This is a genomic window from Prochlorococcus sp. MIT 0801, from assembly GCF_000757865.1.
In the GTDB taxonomy this organism is placed as follows: domain Bacteria; phylum Cyanobacteriota; class Cyanobacteriia; order PCC-6307; family Cyanobiaceae; genus Prochlorococcus_B.
Genome location: NZ_CP007754.1, coordinates 1,128,997 through 1,144,226 on the forward strand (window position 1 = coordinate 1,128,997; position 15,230 = coordinate 1,144,226).

The following is a 15,230-nucleotide window of genomic DNA, read 5'->3' on the forward strand; positions in this document are numbered from 1 at the left end:
TTCTCATTAATTTTTTTGTGCATATCTAAATTAACGGAGAATTAGACTAAAAATATTTTTTCATCAGTTCTAAAGGGTCTTCCATAAAGGTTTCTCAGAAACTTCCCACTCTGTTTCCACTGAAGACCTCCATAGGTCTCTTGCTTTTTCATAAGTTAATTTCTCACTTTCATGTAACTCAACATGAGGAGTAATACCGTGTAGGAATCCAAGCCTACAGCTAGCGTAGTGAACCCTCATATATGTAGTTCCGTCTTCATCAGAGTGTTTGTCTTGAAAAAACCTCATTGCCCAGACACGATCTTTCTTCACAAGCCAACTTTCATGTTGCATTTTTAGTAGGAGCTTGGATTATCTCTTTTATGCTGTCTTGCCTTTGAATGACAACTATCTGGTGACCAACGATTTTTGACAATTTCAAGAAAATCACATATGAATTCATCTGGGCAATCGAGTTCCTCCTGCAATTCAGCTAATTCATCAATAAAGAAATCGAATGTTCTGCTAATTAAACCTGACTTTTGCTTTTGTGACGGAGTCCATTTGCCCATAACTAATAAAAAATATTATGTAAAGTAGTTATCTAAACTATTACCGCAGAGCCAATTTGGTAAACACCTGCTATTAAAAGAAAAACGGGAAGGTTTATTAAGACTAATAGTTTAGCTGCAGTAATTTTGTTAATTGCTGGCATAGCTAAAATCTTTTTGGTTTAAATCGAGAAATTGGTAAGAAACTAACAAGAATTATCCATTACTACAGGTCGGTTCTGGTAGGGCTAACCAGTACGGGTGAAAAGAGGAAATCCCTCCTCAAGCAGGGCTTAATTCTAGATAGAGTTAGTTATGAGAAGAAGATTTATGAAACACTATTTGCTGTTTTTCACATCAGCTTTATTTTTTACAGCTAAGAATGCACAAGCTGAAAGTTTTTGGTTGATCCTTCAAAACAGCACCTACGGTATAGAAAAAATAGAAATGAAAAACATGTCGCAATGCGAGGAACAAGGTAAGGAGTACAAAAAAAGTTCGGGTATTCCTCGTTACTTGTGCTTAATTGGCAAATAAGGAAAAGTATCAAAACCAATGCCTAATAGGGGTAACTGGATAATTAACTAACTGACTTTTGATTTGGAAACGAATTGAGGTGTTTTAACAACAATCACAACCTTTTTCGGATGTAATTGCATTTTCTTCAAAAGTATCAGCAATATCTCGAAGCATTAGCGCGATAAAAGCAGGAGGACATTGGAGCTCACTAGCATACTTAGCGTATTGCTGAGCAGTTCCCTGCATTGCTGGAATAATGATTTTATCGATTTGATCTTCAGTGGGTGACCACTTCGTTTCACATTTTTCAGTCATAGTTTGCAGTCACCAACAACAAGACCATAAATGTATTTTCCATAGAGTCAATGTATTAAATCCATTTACCACATGTTCAAGCATTTGCTCAAACGACACCTAATTTCATTCCACTTTTCACCTTCGCAAGAATCTTATCGTCTAGATCATTATCTGTTTGAAGAACGAGCCATTCAATTGCGCTGATAATAAAAGCTTTCATTTGCTTCTTAAAAAATTTTTTCAACATCAAAAAGAGCACTGGCTTAAGTATTAAGAAAAGGAAACTAACCATTGCATACAATTTGTTCAATATGGTTTTACCTCATTTTCTCAAATATTGGTGTAACCACCCTAAAAAACTTCGCATTGCACTACAACAACGGCATTAACAGTTGTTTAAATTCATAGAGTCTTTTTGAATTATTCATGCTTACTCCTTATCACATAATTTTGTTCGCGATACTTTTAGTAGTTAGTTCTGCTTCAATTTTTCAAATGTCCACAGCAGAACAAAGCTGATGACATCATTTTTCATAATTTCCATGGCAGGTTATTTCTATTTGATGGCTTGTTTATGGAGGGATTTAAGAAGAACCAAAACAAGTTGAAATTAACTTAAATTTTTAATTTTTAAAATTGCTTGGTAACTTCAAAGAAGACTGAAACAAAATCTCTTGCATTTTTATTAAACCAATGAATAGTATTACAAGATTTTCGGCAATTGGTTTACCTGCGGTAATTGGTGTGGGTATTGCGTGGCTTGGTAATCGAATTATTAAAAATGAAAAAGTACTCAAAGATCGTGAGTTAGAACTTAAGCTTCACCTAAACAATAAATTCCATTGAACTTTTGTAATTAGAGAGAAAACTCAATGATGAATAATATTGGCCTAATTTTACTTGATATAGATGGGGTTATTCGTGACGTGACCAACAGCTATCGATTAGCTATCCAAGAAACTGTAAATTTTTTTAGTGGGTGGAGACCCTCAATAGAAGATATTGATTCTATAAAAAGTGAAGGCTGTTGGAACAACGATTGGGATTTGAGCCTAGAAATGATTAACAGACATGTACAAAAAAACAATCTTTCTTTTTCAGCTCCGTCTAGAAAAATTTTAATTGAATGCTTTGAAAACTTTTATTTTGGTGGAGATCCAAATCATGACTCTAGTGAATGGTCAGGCTTTATTAAAGATGAGACGTTATTAGTCAAAAAAACATTTTTTGAGGAATTAACTCAGCGAAGAATTGGTTGGGGTTTCGTAAGTGGAGCTGAATTACCATCAGCGAAATTTGTTTTAGAGCAAAGGCTCGGCTTAGCCTCTGCTCCCTTGATTGCAATGGGTGAAGCACCAGAAAAACCTGATCCAACAGGTTTTATTTCATTATCATCAAAACTTTCAAAAAAGCCCTTAGGTTTTTCCAATCCCCCAATTGCATATATTGGAGATACTGTTGCAGACGTTAAAACAGTTATAAATGCTCGAATTAAGATCCCTGATCAGAAATTTATCAGTCTCGCGATTGCCCCCCCACACTTACATGTAGATTCAAGTAGAGAGAAACGTCTCAGATATGAGGCAGAGTTAAAAAAAGCAGGTGCAGACTTGATAATTAAATCGATGGACAATTTAAAAAATGAAACCCTAAATTTGTTCATAAACCAATAGATAATTAAATAATTCAATTTTTTAATTCTTACAATTTCTCAATTGTCCAAAAAAAATATTTATATAAAATTTCTAAATTGAATATGTCAGAAAGGTAGTTAAAACAATTGGTTAGTTTTGAGTAGTTATCAATCTTTGAGACGTAACTGCAAAACAATATCAAACTGAGACTGCTTCAGCATTAATTACATCATCGTCAGACATGTTTACGTCATCATCATTTGATTTTTTATTTTGAAAAATATAGTAAGCAGCTCCGCCTGCAACTGTAGTGGAGACAATCAATCCAGAAATAAGTGTGAGTGCAACAAGTCCTCCTATGAGGCCACCTTTCAAACGAAGAAGGTTTGATTTAATTAAAAGAAGTAAAAGTAATGTTGAAGTTGCTTTTAACGAAGCGATTCTTAAAGCTGTTAAAGGCCAAAAAGGATTAAAAAAAAACATTTTAAAATTTCTTTCTTCAAATGTAGAGGCTTTTTGGACTTATCGAGGAAAAAAACTAGAAAATGGTGAAATTCCTAGTAATTCCTTTAGGTGTAACAAACTTTTGTACAACTTCTTCACTCATACATTCAGTTGGATAGGAGATCACATTCTTTGCCGTGAATCCTGCACCAATTGCAACCACTCCAATCACAAAAATCCATTTTGATCTTTCACTTGAAATAAGTCTGTTAATCATTTACGAAAAACTCATTTATTTTTATTCTGTCAAAAAGTCTGTGTATTGGGTCAAAAAGATATTTATCCAGATTTTTATCAGCATTTTGAGAAGTCATAACCCAATAAATAAAAACCCCAATACAAAGAAGAGTTAATATCTTCGGCCAAAAGTTTTCTGGATAATTCGAATCAGAGTTGAATTCGTCTTCTTTTCTCATTACTTCCAGCGTATACGTTCTGGATGATCTTTTTCAATTTTTCTAAGTAACAAAATCACACCGACAAGACTCAATGGTCCAATTACAAGAGCAACTTGGATAAAGCCTTTAATTAAAGGATCTAAAACCGCAAAAAAACCCATCATCTCATAAACTGTCACCGCCATTACAGCAAATAATCTTGATAGTGAATTTGGAGAAATAAAGTGCATATCTTCTGGCAGCTTTACTTGTTGCTTTTATCTTAGTATTAGCTTGAATATGAATATTCTCTTTAATATTTTTTGAATGTGCGGTCAACGTCCAAATATTCGAATTGTCCGTCCTCGGATTTTCTCTGCTAAACAACAAACCCAGTTTCAATCTCTAGTAAGTTTCTTTAAAAAACATTAGCTATCGTGTTAGGAAGATTTCAATAAAGTTGCTAATTTCGTATTAGCTCAAAATTAATTTAATTGACCTTCAGATCATTATTGTTATTAGCACATCTACAAGCTTTTCTCATCCCAATCATTATTGGAATTAAGTCCAGGAACAAATTCAAGCAAATTAGATTTCCTTTGCTAACCCCTTTTGCCTTTATCTCACTAGGTCTTGCCTCAATGTTTGAGATGTTCGATCATACGACTACGGATTGGATATATGTAGATCACTCATCAATATACAATTGGCTGTTTTATTCATTTCTTTCTATTGGATTATCGTTCTTTACTATTTCAGTAGCTAAAAACAAGTCGATCATAACTAGTAATATTTTGTTAATAATTGCCGCGGTTTTTTCTTATTGGTTTCTAGGCAAGTCAACAACTATTTTAATTCAAGTATTGATAAGTATTCTACTTATATCGCAATGGTGGAGCTGCTTTAAAGATTGGGTCTTCCTTATTTATCCGATCACGGGAGTAATCTTTACTACTTTTTTCGGAATTCTACTTTCAAGTTCAGGTGAACAAATATGGCATGTATTTATAGGTCCATCTGGAACGATAAGTGTTTTAACTTTTTACGCAGTTTTAAAGAGATCAAGAAAAAAAGAAATCATTTCTGCTTAATCAGATATTGATCAACTTCTAGATCACTGTGATTTATTTAAATTACATTTGCAGTTATCTTCTTAGATAAGATGATTCAACCCCTAACTTAGTTTATTGTTTAAAAGCTAATGAGTCTAAGTTCTCATAGACAACACAAAATTTATCTTGCTGCAACGATGGGCTATGGACTTGGTTCAGATGATCCAGAAGAATTGGCCCTTTACGAAATGATCAAGAAAGAAATTGAAGCAGACAGTAAAAACAGACATATAGGCATTCAAAGAACTGATTAGGCTCTCATTTCAGAAAGTGTCTAAAGATAGGAATAGGCTCCTCAACTTCGCTAACTTAAACATCTGCGGGTGTAGTTCAGTGGTAGAACGTCAGCTTCCCAAGCTGAATGTCGCCAGTTCGAGTCTGGTCATCCGCTTAAAACAAAAAAAAGGGATTCTAATTGTGTGGTGTAACTCACAACTGCAAGTTCAGTCCACAGAAAACAACTGATATAGACATAATTAATTTTTTAAGATTTCCATGGATAATCCCTCGAAGGAACAAATTCTTGCATCATCCAGTGGATGGGTAGCTACAACATTAAATTTTCTTCCAGGATTAGGTGCTGGATACCTTTACCAACGTCGCTGGATTCCTTACTTTGCAACTGGAGGAGCCGCTACAGCTTGGTTCGTTTTAGGTGCCATTTTGAATGGTGATACAGAGCCAACAAAATCTCAACAATTAATTGGGATAGGAGGCTTATTTTTGATTTCAATCACCACAATGATTGAGGCTAAAATTGCTCATAAGAAAGCAACATTAGCCGTAGAAGAACAACTAGAGGCAAAAACTCAAAAGAAAAAAACAGGTCTTTTTAGATAAGCAACCAATTCGCAAAATGAGAAGTACTTATATTTCAAATAACTTAGTTCTGTAAAAAGAGGCTGAAGATATGACTAATGCGACAGAATTCTAAATAAGAATATGGAAAAATCTTTTTAATTTCTAATTATTCGATCTAATAAGAGTCTCTTGAGACAAGCTTATTCAGCTTCGAGATTTATGTTCCGTCTAAAGAATAGACAGCAGTCTATGAAAGTGAATAGAACAAAACTTATGAAAGAAGAAAAAAATATTTGTCTTTATAGAGATATAAAGAAAGAGTATCGTTGTACTGCCAATTTATTAGAGCAAGCTGGAGAAAGTAAATCAATCACAATGTTTTCTAATCATGAAGGAAGACCTTTAATTAATGAAGTCGGCTTCATTTATGATTCAACCGTCATCACAAGTTACTCAAAAATTAATTAAAAGATGAAACACTTTCTTTCTATTATTGTATTTGCTGCATTTATGAGTGGCTGTACCAAGAACACATCTCCAGTCAGTTCCTTAAAAACAAATTTAATCTCTGAAACTCAAAGGCAAAGAAATCTTTGCCTAGATTGGTATGCCTACAGAATTGAAACGGAAAAAGCAATCTCAGACCTAAATCTCAAGACAGAAAAAGAATCTGATTTAATGGTTTATTGTGAGTTTTTTAAAAATGTAGCTGATACGAATTAATTTTTAAAACGAATTATATTGGCCATCTACTTTTATGTCTTGCAACTTTCTCATCGACATAACTGAATCAACAATATTACACTCCAAATTTTTTAAGTCTTATCTACTGGTTCAAATAAAATTTTTCAGCATTAAAGCTACGGATCTATGCTAGAAATATAAATGAAAGAATCATCAAATTTAAAGACTTAACTAACCACCAATAGGTCTGAATGAGCAGTACTGAAGCTATGCCGAAAACAAGAACTTTTTCTGAGTTTGCGAAACAGGCTGACTACTCACTCATGGATTCACTCGAAGCTGACCCTCAGGCAACTGAGGATGGTGACGACCACCTAACACGAGAAGTCTTTTCTGGTCACTATGTACCTGTCACTCCAACAGCGATTTCAAAGCCAGAATATGTCACGCACAGTAAAACATTATTTAACGAATTAGGCCTGAGTCAAGAACTTGCTCTAGATGAACTTTTTCGTCGTCTATTTTCAGGCGATATAAGTGTTGCAACAGCACCCATGCGACCAGTTGGTTGGGCTACTGGTTACGCACTATCGATCTATGGAACTGAATATACTCAACAGTGTCCATTTGGGACAGGTAACGGCTATGGAGATGGTAGAGCAATTTCAGTATTTGAAGGTATATTTAATGGCAAAAGATGGGAGATGCAACTTAAGGGAGGAGGGCCTACACCATACTGCAGAGGAGCTGACGGACGAGCAGTGCTACGTTCAAGTGTTCGTGAGTTTTTGGCGCAGGATTATATGCAGTCACTTGGAGTACCAACATCACGATCTCTCACACTATATGCCTCTAGATCTGAAACAGTCCGCAGGCCTTGGTATACAAAAGACTCAAATTCAATCAATCCAGACATATTGGTAGAGACCCCAGCCGCAATCTCAACACGAGTTGCACCATCATTTTTACGGGTTGGTCAGATAGAACTCTTTGCACGTCGAGTACGCAACAATGAGCATCAAGATGCAATGAAAGAGCTCGAGATGATTGTGAAGCACTTAATCATAAGAAATTATAAGAAAGAAATTGATCCGACTCTTAGCTTTAGCAATCAAGTCGTTGAGCTTGCAAATTCATTCCGAGAACGACTCACATCATTAGTAGCTAATTGGATGCGGATCGGCTATTGCCAAGGTAATTTCAACAGTGACAACTGTGCTGCAGGTGGTTTCACCCTCGATTACGGTCCATTTGGATTTTGCGAACTCTTCGATCCGAGATTCCAACCTTGGACAGGAGGTGGGGAACATTTTGCATTCTTTAACCAACAAGTTGCTGCCGAAGCAAATTATCAAATGTTTTGGGGGGCTCTTCGACCTCTGCTTAATGGCAACGCAGAGTCACTGGAAAGGCTCGATAGTATCCGTGATGGATTTACTACAGTCATGAATCAAAAAATGGAGAACATGTGGGCAAAGAAACTAGGCCTAGTCACCTATGACGCACCTTTAGTAAATGAAATGCTACGGCTCATGGTTCACACAAAGGTGGACTACACAATCTTTTTCCGAAAACTTTCAAGTATTCCAAACAAACTTACGGACTTAAAAGATAGTTTCTATCTACCAATTTCAGAAGAGACTGAGAGCAAGTGGATCAGTTGGCTACAAAGATGGCGGGAGCAAGTAATAAGCAAAGGTGATCAAAATGAAATTTCGGCAAAGATGAAAAGCATTAATCCTAAATACACTTGGCGGGAATGGCTCATTACACCAGCATACGAAAAGGCAGAGGAAGGCGATTATGGCCTCATAAAAGAGCTACAAGCTGTTTTAGATGAACCTTACGAGGAGCAATCATTAGAAATACAGAAAAAATATGACAGACTTAAGCCCAAGAAATTCTTTGGAGCTGGGGGGGTTTCCCATTACAGCTGTTCATCATGAAATAAAACCAAAATTCAAATTCTACGTAGCAAGGGTTGTGAATTAAAAAAAAGCTTAATTATCCTCAATAGGAAAAGCAAGCATAAAAAGATTCTTTTGATGGCTTTTTTATATAGATAACCGAACAAAACAAGCTCTCGCTAAATAAATAATTGAAACATCATTAATTGATTGAGGTAAAACTATGTCTGAAGAAACAAAGTCTAAAATCAGAATTTTTCTTCCATTTAGTTGGTTCATCCCAGCTCTTATTTCTTTTGGAGTGATCAATTTTCATCAACTCTCAGCTGGTATCTCACCAATATCCATTTAGTACTATGTCATCACATATCCCTGAGTTCTATGAATCAATAGTTGAGGCTTCAAAGAGAGGTGAGTTGTGGGGACTTGATCAATTTTCCAATAACACTAATCAACTTGAGATCAACTTCGATCCTTCTGTTTATAAATAATGCAAGACTTCGATAAAATAAATCCTCTAAACCATAAAGATAGAGAATTACTTTCTGATTTAAAATCTACCTTTGACCTAGGGACACAGACAATTATCGGCCAGGATGAAGATGAGATAATTGATGACCTTGTTGATTTAATGGCAGAAAAAACTCAAGAGCAATAATTAACCTCGAAACTCTAATTTATTTCTATGAATTTAGGTAATTAGGATTGTAGGTATGACAAAACACAAATAATTAAATGATACTTCCGAAAGTCAAAAAGCAATCATTTAACTATTAATTTTATCCCAAATAATTTCGGCATCTCTGAGGAGATAGATAGCCTCTTTTCTTCCAACCGCTTTTTCTGCATCATTCATTAACTTAATGTACCTCTCTCTCAATGCCTGCTTTTCCATGACAACTTTGGTAAACATATGAAGCTTTTCATGTTGATCGTCTACTTTGCTATTGACTACATTCTTTATGAAGCCATGCGTAGATCTAACTTTCACCCGAACATTGTGTCTACTCATTTAACTAAATCTTGGTTTCTGATTTATGAATAATTATTCTGCGAAGGGATATTATCAACCGCGTGTAGGGTTAACCTCCAATATTTTTCAAATTAGAAGCTTTACTTACTTCGATTCCATAGTCTTTAGCAAGTTCAATCAACTCTTGCATTGATAAATCAACGAGATAGCTACGAATACATTGATAAGCATTAAAACTTTCAATACTTCTTCTCTCATTAAACATTGCACGAGAAATTCTTAAGGCTAAGGCTTCTTTAGTGAAGAGTGCACCAAAACAACTATTAAAATACTAGTCAAACTCAGGATATGTTCGTGGACAAATTATATTAAAAAAATCAAAAAATAAGACCAACATAGTTCTCCTCAAAGTCACACTCTCAAAATTGACCTTTTAATATTTTGATTTAAATAAATTAACGATGGGAGAAGCAAAGAGAAACAAAAAACTTGGATTCATCCCAAAGACCTCTAAGACTTCAGAAAAGAAGGAGTTACTCAAAGAACCAAAAGGAAGGCTTATCTCATGGTCTCCTTGGCCTCCTGCTAATTTTAAAACTCGTTACCCAGCATTCCCTTTAGTTACGACTGTTTTGATTTTAATAATTTTACGCTGGCTAACACTAGCCCACTAGCTTAATTAATTACTAGAACAAGTGAAAACTTATATAACCAATGTAAATTATTCAAAAATGAAAATAAGGTATTTCTCTAGGAGGAGCTGAACGTATAGAACAGATCCCAAATTGCAAACACTCCATCACATCATCATCATATTTTGGCTTGTAATTAGAAAACAACTCAGACATTTCATTCTCCTGGATAGGAGCTCCAGAAAAATTATCAAACAATTGCTTTGAAAATGGCATGATTAGACATCTAAACATCCTTTTTAATTTCTACTCATTTTGGTTTAAGAAATCTATAGGAAGGAACACTCAAGTATTTATACAATCAAGGAAAACTAATTCAATATATGGAGGTCAATTATCTAGTGCTTTGTTTAAAAAAAAATGTTTTATTGATGCGAAGTCATTTTTTCTCCACGCTTTACTCTAGCTTTCTCAATAAATAAAAAGTTCCACTATTTTGATTTATCTCTTTGAGTAAAGCCATCAGGGGATTGAAGGTATGAAGTTTGACCTAAATAAGGATCTTCACCAAAAAGATCATTCATCTGCATTTCTGTCATTTGGCTAGGAGCTTGAACAATTTCACTTGAATCTGACTCTTTAAGCGATAAATCTATTTCAACTGCATTAAGAGCAACAGGACAGACAATCAAAAGAAGACCAAGAGAGCAAGAAACAAGTCTGAATAGCAATGAGTCATTCATTCTCATGAAATCACCTATCGGAAGAATCGGAACTATCAACTTGCTCAACAGTCTCATCTTGACTTGCTTTATTCTTATTTGATAATGAGCATCCACCTTCACCCCATGCCAAAACAGGAGCTGTCGTAAAAGAAAAGACTAATATTAAAGGAAGAATTTTATTCATAAGTACAAATAAGAAACAAATCAATATTAAACCCTTTTCAGAAAGTTCGTTTAACTAAGTTAATTCATATCCATTTCTATTTCCATTTCATTCATAGAAACCTCACTCTGATCATTATCTAATGGTCCTTCACTAATTTCAGGCAAATTTTCTTCGATTACTTCAGGTAAAGATGGTTCAATAACTATCCCGAGAGGATTATCACCACTGTCTTCTAGAATTGAGGGCTCATCTAATAGTGACTTGTCTTCTTGATCAATCAGTAATTCTGATTCTTTTAAAAGATTATTATCTTCGCTCGCTATTCTTTCACTATTATCCTTTATTAGTAATTTCGAAAGATCAACAACGTTTATGATTACCGACTTCTGACCTTCATACATATCTTGTATCAAATTAATTATTTCCCCAGATTTTGTGGGTTGGGCAATAAATGCAAAACAAATCCAGCCAGCCAGAATAATTGAGATTAAGACAATAGAAATAAAAGCAGAATACATCGCTCTTATTATTGTTTTGATCATTCGGTAAATTTAGATATTGTTAAATCTAGGCACATCATTTGATACTTAAAACGGCCTCTTCACACCCTGTAAAGGCGTATAAATACTTTGGGGTTTACTCTCTAGTTTTTGAGTCATGATTAGAGTAGAAATGTAAAGAGTAATTAAGGAGTTTAATTATGTCTTTTAATCCATTCAAACCTCTAATTCACAACATCCAAGCAATATTCATCAGTAATATTCAAACTGAAAAGCAACGAAAGGACGATGAACAGGAATGTTTACAGTTTGGGATTTGTGCTGTTCAAGCCCATTCACCTAGACCAGAGGAGTTGTATTTTGGATAAAAATAAATCCAACATCATGCCACTTCAGGAATATTTTCAATAAATTCATCTAATTCATGAAATTTTCGTTCTAAATAAATGATCTTTTTGGTTTCAGTCATTTCATCAGAATAAAATTTTACTGGCAAATGAGAAAGCAGGGTATCACCGCTCATCAATCAATTTCAACTAAATTTTAAATCTATTAAACCTAATAATCTAAAAAAGCCAATCCCTACAGCTATTAAAATGTTGTATACCTAATTTGAAATCTTCAAATAATTTCAAGAAAAACAAGTTGCTAAAATTTAAAAATCTTGATAGAAAAAACTATTGATTATTGAAACAGAATAAATACTTAAGTGTTTATTCTCTAGGTATCATTCACCCAATAGGAGTAGAAATAAAACGTGGATCTTCGAGCGTGTTTATGTCCTACGGAAATCGATTTGCTCAATTGACTACAGAGGCTGCTGAAAATGCTGCTCGTCTTGTTCTTAGTCAACTATCTGAAAGACTCAGCTTTTCAAAACATCCATCAAATAACGATGAAGAAATGGAGTGTTTGCAATTTGGTATCTGTTCTTATCAAGTTCAACCACAAAGAGTAAATTTCTAGAGGTCATCAAATGAAATACACTGAACTACTTTTAATATTTTCATCATTGTCATTGACGTTTTTAGGTTTCTCTTTTCTCGCTATTTAACAAAGAAGAAACCTTATAAAATATTAGACTGACAATTCTATCGCTGAATAGATTAGTAAGTCATTGATTATCAGAGTCCTCCAAAAGATCAGAATATTCTGAAGACTTTGCTATCGGCAACTCGGACGCGCTATTTGTTGATCTCACCAACAAAGCCGTTAATTCTGCTGTCCTTTTATTATTAGCAACATTGTTACCGTGAGCTGAAACTGCTGCTCCAGCCACAAGGGCAGAGATTGGCTTCCACCAAGGTAAAGACTTTAAGTCATTCTTTTGAATTTCAGCCAAGAAGAAACCTAAACCAAACAAAACACCAAATACAGCTCCTGACCAATGGCATATTTCGGCGGAAATAGATGTGCTTTTTTCGGCAGCAATAATTTGATCTTCCATCAGGTAAAATCGAAAGCTAAGATTGTGATTACTTATTCAATATAAAAGCACTTTTTAAATCTAATGAACATAAGTAATTAATCCGATAAAAGTCAGCCGTGTAAAAAAGGATGAATAATATCTAATAAAAAACAAGCAAAGATATTCCTAAAAAAGAAAAAGACAATGAGAAAAAAATCAAAAGTAATTCAGTTGTTTTCATTACCACTCAGAATCTTCTAAAAAATTTGAATATTGTTCGTAGTTGAAGAAAATATCCTCTTCTAATACTTCTTCTAATGAGACCCTATTGAAGTAAGTCATTGCTAAATGTTTAATTTTTTATTATGTGGTACTTCAAACAAAAGTGTGCGGGAGTGATATTCGGTTTACATGGTTCGGTTTGATTTATTCATTGCTATACATTTTTACCTTCAGCCAGACCAAGAGATAGCTTTAATGAAGCTAATTAGCTTATCAACATGATTAGTGATCAGCTAACATTTTTTTATTAAAAATGAGTAGTAATGATTTTTTCTTAGTAGTTAATGCAAACTTATTTAATTCATTGGCAATTTCCTGATCAAGAAGCACATATGAAAGGGGCTGACGTCTTTGCTCAATATGTTGAAAGTGGTTGCGAATCAGACAAGTTTGAAGGTTTTGAGGTCATAAACAGAGTCGTAAATCCTGAAGGAGCTAGTGGATGGGCGATTGTCAAAGCATCAGATCACAAAGCAGTTTGGAAATGGTGCCAGCCTTGGTGTAAAGGATTTGGGAATGATGTTGAGGTCATTCCTGTTCTTACTGATAGTGAATATCTTGCTGTTCATAAAGAGTTGGATTAGCAATCAAAGTCTTAAAAGTTAGAGGGGTCTGAACCCCTTGATAATTTGCACTGGAAGCAAAAAATTAAAAGATATTTCTCTCAAAAGTAATTATTAATGAACACAGAAAGGCTTAACTCAGATGAAACACCTTATCGCTAAGTACAAAAATCAAAAGACCTATGGAACTCATTGCAAGTAGAATCCCACCAAAAACAAGAGTATTGTTTTTTTCAGGTTGTTGTTCAAGAACTTTTTGAACATTTTTGGTATTTGTTTTTTTTGCCTTCTTTTTCTTACTCATCAGCTTTAGAGTTATTTATTTGATGAACTGAAACTATATATAGACACAACTTTTCATAGCACCCACCATTTCTTCTAATACCAATATTATTTGAGAATTAATGGTTTTAGAAAAATACACTTCATTTGCCAACAATTTTGACTTGCCCCATTTTTAAACCAGTAATTTCATATAAATCCTTTTTAAGCTTTTTGGAAGTTTTCCTTTTAAGCATTCTAAAATTCTGAGCAACGGTACTCCCTTCAGAATTCTGACCAATGACTGAAAATAAGAAATTTTTACCTTTTCCTACTTGAGATCCTAGACGACCTCCTCCATAAACACCTCCAAGGAGAGCTGGTATACATAAAATTCCTGCACTTGCACCACATACTGCAATGCCCACAAATGCTCCTGTATAGGTCCCGCCAGCGGCACCAGCAACACCGAGGAGAAGATTATCTTCTTGTCGGACCGAGTACCACTGCGAAATATTATCTTTAGGGATAAAATCGGTTGGTCCTAAAAACCCCTCCTCTGAAAGAGTTATTTGACAATTAGAAACCTCAATACTTGAGTCGTCATTACTTGAAGTGGATTGGTCAATATCACATAAGGCATTATATACTTCTGCCTTTGTAGCAACTGGAGACAATAATCCTACGATTAGCAGAGGTGAGATTAACAGTTTAACCATTTAGTACGTGAGTCGAAGTCACGATATTTTTTAGTTACTTTTTGATATTACCCAACGGATTTAATTCGAGCACCAAAACTTATTAAACTATCAAAGTAGTGTTTTCCTACCCCCACTAGTTAATTAGAGGATTTATAACTACACATAATTAAGAGTTGTCATTAAGTTTTACTCCTTTCCTTACACAAGGAAAGATATTGTTTAACTCAAATGCTTTCGAAAAACTCAAAAACTTTGTCTTACATACACTCAAATTTTCAATGTTTAAAATCTTTCGTACAAAATGGTTTAGATCCGCACCTGTTCTTGCAACACTATGGCTTTCAAGCACTGCAGTCATCCTTATTGGTTTAAATAGCTATTTACCTGACTATTTATTTATGCCCATGAGTTGACGTAGTATTTGAACCTGAATAAATAATTACACAATTAAAATTAACTTACGATTCACAAGGATATGGTGGTCAAAGTTTTTAGCAAGTTTATTGGAGTAATTGGGACTTTTCCAATACCTTGCTGCGGATTCTCAAAAACACTGACATATGTCAGTGACTGTTGTGACGTAGTTATTAATGATTCCAATCTCTATCAATAACTTTTGCTAAGCCGATATTTAAAATTTAATAACTTCATATA

Annotated in this window: 34 protein-coding genes and 1 tRNA gene; 18 read left to right on the top strand and 17 right to left on the bottom strand. The window is 34.4% G+C overall.

Going from position 1 to position 15,230, the window contains the following annotated elements; genetic code table 11:
• Positions 1–69 precede the first annotated feature (69 nt).
• On the bottom strand, positions 70–333 hold the full coding sequence (locus EW15_RS06095) for a DUF1651 domain-containing protein (protein WP_038653203.1): 264 nt from the start codon (positions 331–333) through the stop codon (positions 70–72).
• Positions 334–335: 2 nt separating this feature from the next.
• Complete coding sequence (locus EW15_RS06100; RefSeq protein ID WP_038653206.1) at positions 336–551, bottom strand: hypothetical protein; 216 nt, start codon at positions 549–551, stop codon at positions 336–338.
• A 294-nt stretch (positions 552–845) separates the two neighbouring features.
• Here EW15_RS06100 and EW15_RS06105 point away from each other — a divergent pair, with 294 nt between their 5' ends.
• Positions 846–1,067, top strand: coding sequence for a hypothetical protein (locus EW15_RS06105; protein WP_225866529.1), 222 nt, complete (start codon positions 846–848; stop codon positions 1,065–1,067).
• Positions 1,068–1,151: 84 nt separating this feature from the next.
• Here EW15_RS06105 and EW15_RS06110 read toward each other — a convergent pair whose 3' ends face one another.
• Both EW15_RS06110 and EW15_RS06115 read right to left on the bottom strand, forming a co-directional pair.
• Positions 1,152–1,364 carry a hypothetical protein gene (locus EW15_RS06110; protein ID WP_011294626.1) on the bottom strand — a complete coding sequence of 71 codons (213 nt, stop codon included), beginning with the start codon at positions 1,362–1,364 and terminating at the stop codon, positions 1,152–1,154.
• An 88-nt stretch (positions 1,365–1,452) separates the two neighbouring features.
• Positions 1,453–1,656, bottom strand: coding sequence for a hypothetical protein (locus EW15_RS06115; RefSeq protein WP_011294627.1), 204 nt, complete (start codon positions 1,654–1,656; stop codon positions 1,453–1,455).
• 383 nt (positions 1,657–2,039) lie between these two features.
• Here EW15_RS06115 and EW15_RS11260 point away from each other — a divergent pair, with 383 nt between their 5' ends.
• Positions 2,040–2,192, top strand: a complete 153-nt coding sequence (locus tag EW15_RS11260; protein WP_193743128.1) for a hypothetical protein — start codon at positions 2,040–2,042, stop codon at positions 2,190–2,192.
• Between the two features lie 29 nt (positions 2,193–2,221).
• Entirely contained in the window at positions 2,222–3,019 is a 798-nt protein-coding gene (locus EW15_RS06120) for a TIGR01548 family HAD-type hydrolase (protein WP_038655264.1), read from the top strand.
• 159 nt (positions 3,020–3,178) lie between these two features.
• On the opposite strand, the gene EW15_RS06125 is transcribed toward EW15_RS06120, so the two are convergent.
• The 3 genes from EW15_RS06125 to EW15_RS06140 form a co-directional block, all read right to left on the bottom strand.
• Positions 3,179–3,463, bottom strand: a complete 285-nt coding sequence (locus EW15_RS06125) for a hypothetical protein (protein ID WP_011294629.1) — start codon at positions 3,461–3,463, stop codon at positions 3,179–3,181.
• Positions 3,464–3,518: 55 nt separating this feature from the next.
• Positions 3,519–3,701 (bottom strand): hypothetical protein, encoded by a 183-nt coding sequence (locus EW15_RS06130; protein ID WP_011294630.1) that lies wholly within the window; start codon positions 3,699–3,701, stop codon positions 3,519–3,521.
• A 198-nt stretch (positions 3,702–3,899) separates the two neighbouring features.
• The gene (locus EW15_RS06140) at positions 3,900–4,067 is read right to left on the bottom strand and encodes a hypothetical protein (protein WP_225866530.1); all 168 of its coding nucleotides are present in this window, start codon (positions 4,065–4,067) and stop codon (positions 3,900–3,902) included.
• A gap of 288 nt (positions 4,068–4,355) precedes the next feature.
• On the opposite strand from EW15_RS06140, the gene EW15_RS06145 reads away from it, so the two are divergent.
• From EW15_RS06145 to EW15_RS11270, 10 genes are all read left to right on the top strand, one after another.
• Positions 4,356–4,952, top strand: a complete 597-nt coding sequence (locus EW15_RS06145; RefSeq protein WP_038653216.1) for a hypothetical protein — start codon at positions 4,356–4,358, stop codon at positions 4,950–4,952.
• 110 nt (positions 4,953–5,062) lie between these two features.
• Positions 5,063–5,227, top strand: coding sequence for a hypothetical protein (locus EW15_RS11265; RefSeq protein ID WP_197049655.1), 165 nt, complete (start codon positions 5,063–5,065; stop codon positions 5,225–5,227).
• 65 nt (positions 5,228–5,292) lie between these two features.
• A tRNA-Gly gene (locus EW15_RS06150) sits at positions 5,293–5,364 on the top strand.
• 104 nt (positions 5,365–5,468) lie between these two features.
• Entirely contained in the window at positions 5,469–5,813 is a 345-nt protein-coding gene (locus EW15_RS06155; protein WP_038653219.1) for a hypothetical protein, read from the top strand.
• A 210-nt stretch (positions 5,814–6,023) separates the two neighbouring features.
• A complete protein-coding gene (locus EW15_RS06160; protein WP_038653222.1) occupies positions 6,024–6,242 on the top strand; it encodes a hypothetical protein in 219 nt (72 codons plus the stop codon).
• A 3-nt stretch (positions 6,243–6,245) separates the two neighbouring features.
• Positions 6,246–6,497, top strand: coding sequence for a hypothetical protein (locus tag EW15_RS06165; RefSeq protein WP_038653224.1), 252 nt, complete (start codon positions 6,246–6,248; stop codon positions 6,495–6,497).
• Positions 6,498–6,709: 212 nt separating this feature from the next.
• Complete coding sequence (locus EW15_RS06170; protein WP_038653226.1) at positions 6,710–8,404, top strand: YdiU family protein; 1,695 nt, start codon at positions 6,710–6,712, stop codon at positions 8,402–8,404.
• Between the two features lie 184 nt (positions 8,405–8,588).
• Positions 8,589–8,717, top strand: a complete 129-nt coding sequence (locus tag EW15_RS11610) for a hypothetical protein (RefSeq protein WP_255327214.1) — start codon at positions 8,589–8,591, stop codon at positions 8,715–8,717.
• A gap of 4 nt (positions 8,718–8,721) precedes the next feature.
• Positions 8,722–8,856: a hypothetical protein gene (locus tag EW15_RS11615; protein ID WP_255327215.1), complete on the top strand. Its 135-nt coding sequence runs from the start codon at positions 8,722–8,724 to the stop codon at positions 8,854–8,856.
• A complete protein-coding gene (locus EW15_RS11270) occupies positions 8,856–9,023 on the top strand; it encodes a hypothetical protein (protein ID WP_197049656.1) in 168 nt (55 codons plus the stop codon). Before EW15_RS11615 ends, EW15_RS11270 begins: the two co-directional genes overlap by 1 nt.
• 108 nt (positions 9,024–9,131) lie before the next feature.
• Here the strand turns inward: EW15_RS11270 and EW15_RS06175 are convergent, their stop codons facing one another.
• Both EW15_RS06175 and EW15_RS11275 read right to left on the bottom strand, forming a co-directional pair.
• Positions 9,132–9,377 (bottom strand): hypothetical protein, encoded by a 246-nt coding sequence (locus EW15_RS06175; RefSeq protein ID WP_038653229.1) that lies wholly within the window; start codon positions 9,375–9,377, stop codon positions 9,132–9,134.
• Between the two features lie 70 nt (positions 9,378–9,447).
• Positions 9,448–9,603, bottom strand: coding sequence for a hypothetical protein (locus tag EW15_RS11275; protein ID WP_197049657.1), 156 nt, complete (start codon positions 9,601–9,603; stop codon positions 9,448–9,450).
• Positions 9,604–9,799: 196 nt separating this feature from the next.
• Between EW15_RS11275 and EW15_RS06180 the strand changes: the two genes are divergently transcribed.
• Positions 9,800–10,012 (top strand): hypothetical protein, encoded by a 213-nt coding sequence (locus EW15_RS06180; protein WP_038653232.1) that lies wholly within the window; start codon positions 9,800–9,802, stop codon positions 10,010–10,012.
• 51 nt (positions 10,013–10,063) lie between these two features.
• On the opposite strand, the gene EW15_RS06185 is transcribed toward EW15_RS06180, so the two are convergent.
• The 4 genes from EW15_RS06185 to EW15_RS06205 all read right to left on the bottom strand — a co-directional run bounded on the left by EW15_RS06185 (position 10,064) and on the right by EW15_RS06205 (position 11,403).
• Positions 10,064–10,246 (bottom strand): hypothetical protein, encoded by a 183-nt coding sequence (locus EW15_RS06185; protein WP_038653235.1) that lies wholly within the window; start codon positions 10,244–10,246, stop codon positions 10,064–10,066.
• A 215-nt stretch (positions 10,247–10,461) separates the two neighbouring features.
• Positions 10,462–10,713 carry a hypothetical protein gene (locus EW15_RS06195; protein WP_225866531.1) on the bottom strand — a complete coding sequence of 84 codons (252 nt, stop codon included), beginning with the start codon at positions 10,711–10,713 and terminating at the stop codon, positions 10,462–10,464.
• Positions 10,714–10,723: 10 nt separating this feature from the next.
• Positions 10,724–10,879 carry a hypothetical protein gene (locus tag EW15_RS06200; protein ID WP_225866532.1) on the bottom strand — a complete coding sequence of 52 codons (156 nt, stop codon included), beginning with the start codon at positions 10,877–10,879 and terminating at the stop codon, positions 10,724–10,726.
• Positions 10,880–10,938: 59 nt separating this feature from the next.
• Positions 10,939–11,403: a hypothetical protein gene (locus tag EW15_RS06205; protein ID WP_038653249.1), complete on the bottom strand. Its 465-nt coding sequence runs from the start codon at positions 11,401–11,403 to the stop codon at positions 10,939–10,941.
• Between the two features lie 158 nt (positions 11,404–11,561).
• On the opposite strand from EW15_RS06205, the gene EW15_RS11280 reads away from it, so the two are divergent.
• Positions 11,562–11,729: a hypothetical protein gene (locus tag EW15_RS11280; RefSeq protein ID WP_197049658.1), complete on the top strand. Its 168-nt coding sequence runs from the start codon at positions 11,562–11,564 to the stop codon at positions 11,727–11,729.
• Between the two features lie 14 nt (positions 11,730–11,743).
• Here the strand turns inward: EW15_RS11280 and EW15_RS11285 are convergent, their stop codons facing one another.
• Entirely contained in the window at positions 11,744–11,884 is a 141-nt protein-coding gene (locus EW15_RS11285; protein WP_181414053.1) for a hypothetical protein, read from the bottom strand.
• A gap of 254 nt (positions 11,885–12,138) precedes the next feature.
• Between EW15_RS11285 and EW15_RS06210 the strand changes: the two genes are divergently transcribed.
• A complete protein-coding gene (locus EW15_RS06210; RefSeq protein WP_156095759.1) occupies positions 12,139–12,327 on the top strand; it encodes a hypothetical protein in 189 nt (62 codons plus the stop codon).
• Positions 12,328–12,475: 148 nt separating this feature from the next.
• Here the strand turns inward: EW15_RS06210 and EW15_RS06215 are convergent, their stop codons facing one another.
• Positions 12,476–12,808, bottom strand: a complete 333-nt coding sequence (locus EW15_RS06215; protein ID WP_038653255.1) for a hypothetical protein — start codon at positions 12,806–12,808, stop codon at positions 12,476–12,478.
• Positions 12,809–13,335: 527 nt separating this feature from the next.
• On the opposite strand from EW15_RS06215, the gene EW15_RS06220 reads away from it, so the two are divergent.
• Positions 13,336–13,635 (top strand): DUF3303 domain-containing protein, encoded by a 300-nt coding sequence (locus EW15_RS06220; protein WP_038653261.1) that lies wholly within the window; start codon positions 13,336–13,338, stop codon positions 13,633–13,635.
• 112 nt (positions 13,636–13,747) lie between these two features.
• Here EW15_RS06220 and EW15_RS11290 read toward each other — a convergent pair whose 3' ends face one another.
• Both EW15_RS11290 and EW15_RS06225 read right to left on the bottom strand, forming a co-directional pair.
• Positions 13,748–13,918 carry a hypothetical protein gene (locus EW15_RS11290; RefSeq protein WP_011295011.1) on the bottom strand — a complete coding sequence of 57 codons (171 nt, stop codon included), beginning with the start codon at positions 13,916–13,918 and terminating at the stop codon, positions 13,748–13,750.
• A gap of 121 nt (positions 13,919–14,039) precedes the next feature.
• Positions 14,040–14,594, bottom strand: coding sequence for a hypothetical protein (locus EW15_RS06225; RefSeq protein WP_038653264.1), 555 nt, complete (start codon positions 14,592–14,594; stop codon positions 14,040–14,042).
• A gap of 260 nt (positions 14,595–14,854) precedes the next feature.
• On the opposite strand from EW15_RS06225, the gene EW15_RS10575 reads away from it, so the two are divergent.
• Positions 14,855–14,989 carry a Photosystem I reaction center subunit IX gene (locus EW15_RS10575; protein WP_071841055.1) on the top strand — a complete coding sequence of 45 codons (135 nt, stop codon included), beginning with the start codon at positions 14,855–14,857 and terminating at the stop codon, positions 14,987–14,989.
• The last annotated feature ends 241 nt before the right edge of the window (positions 14,990–15,230 follow it).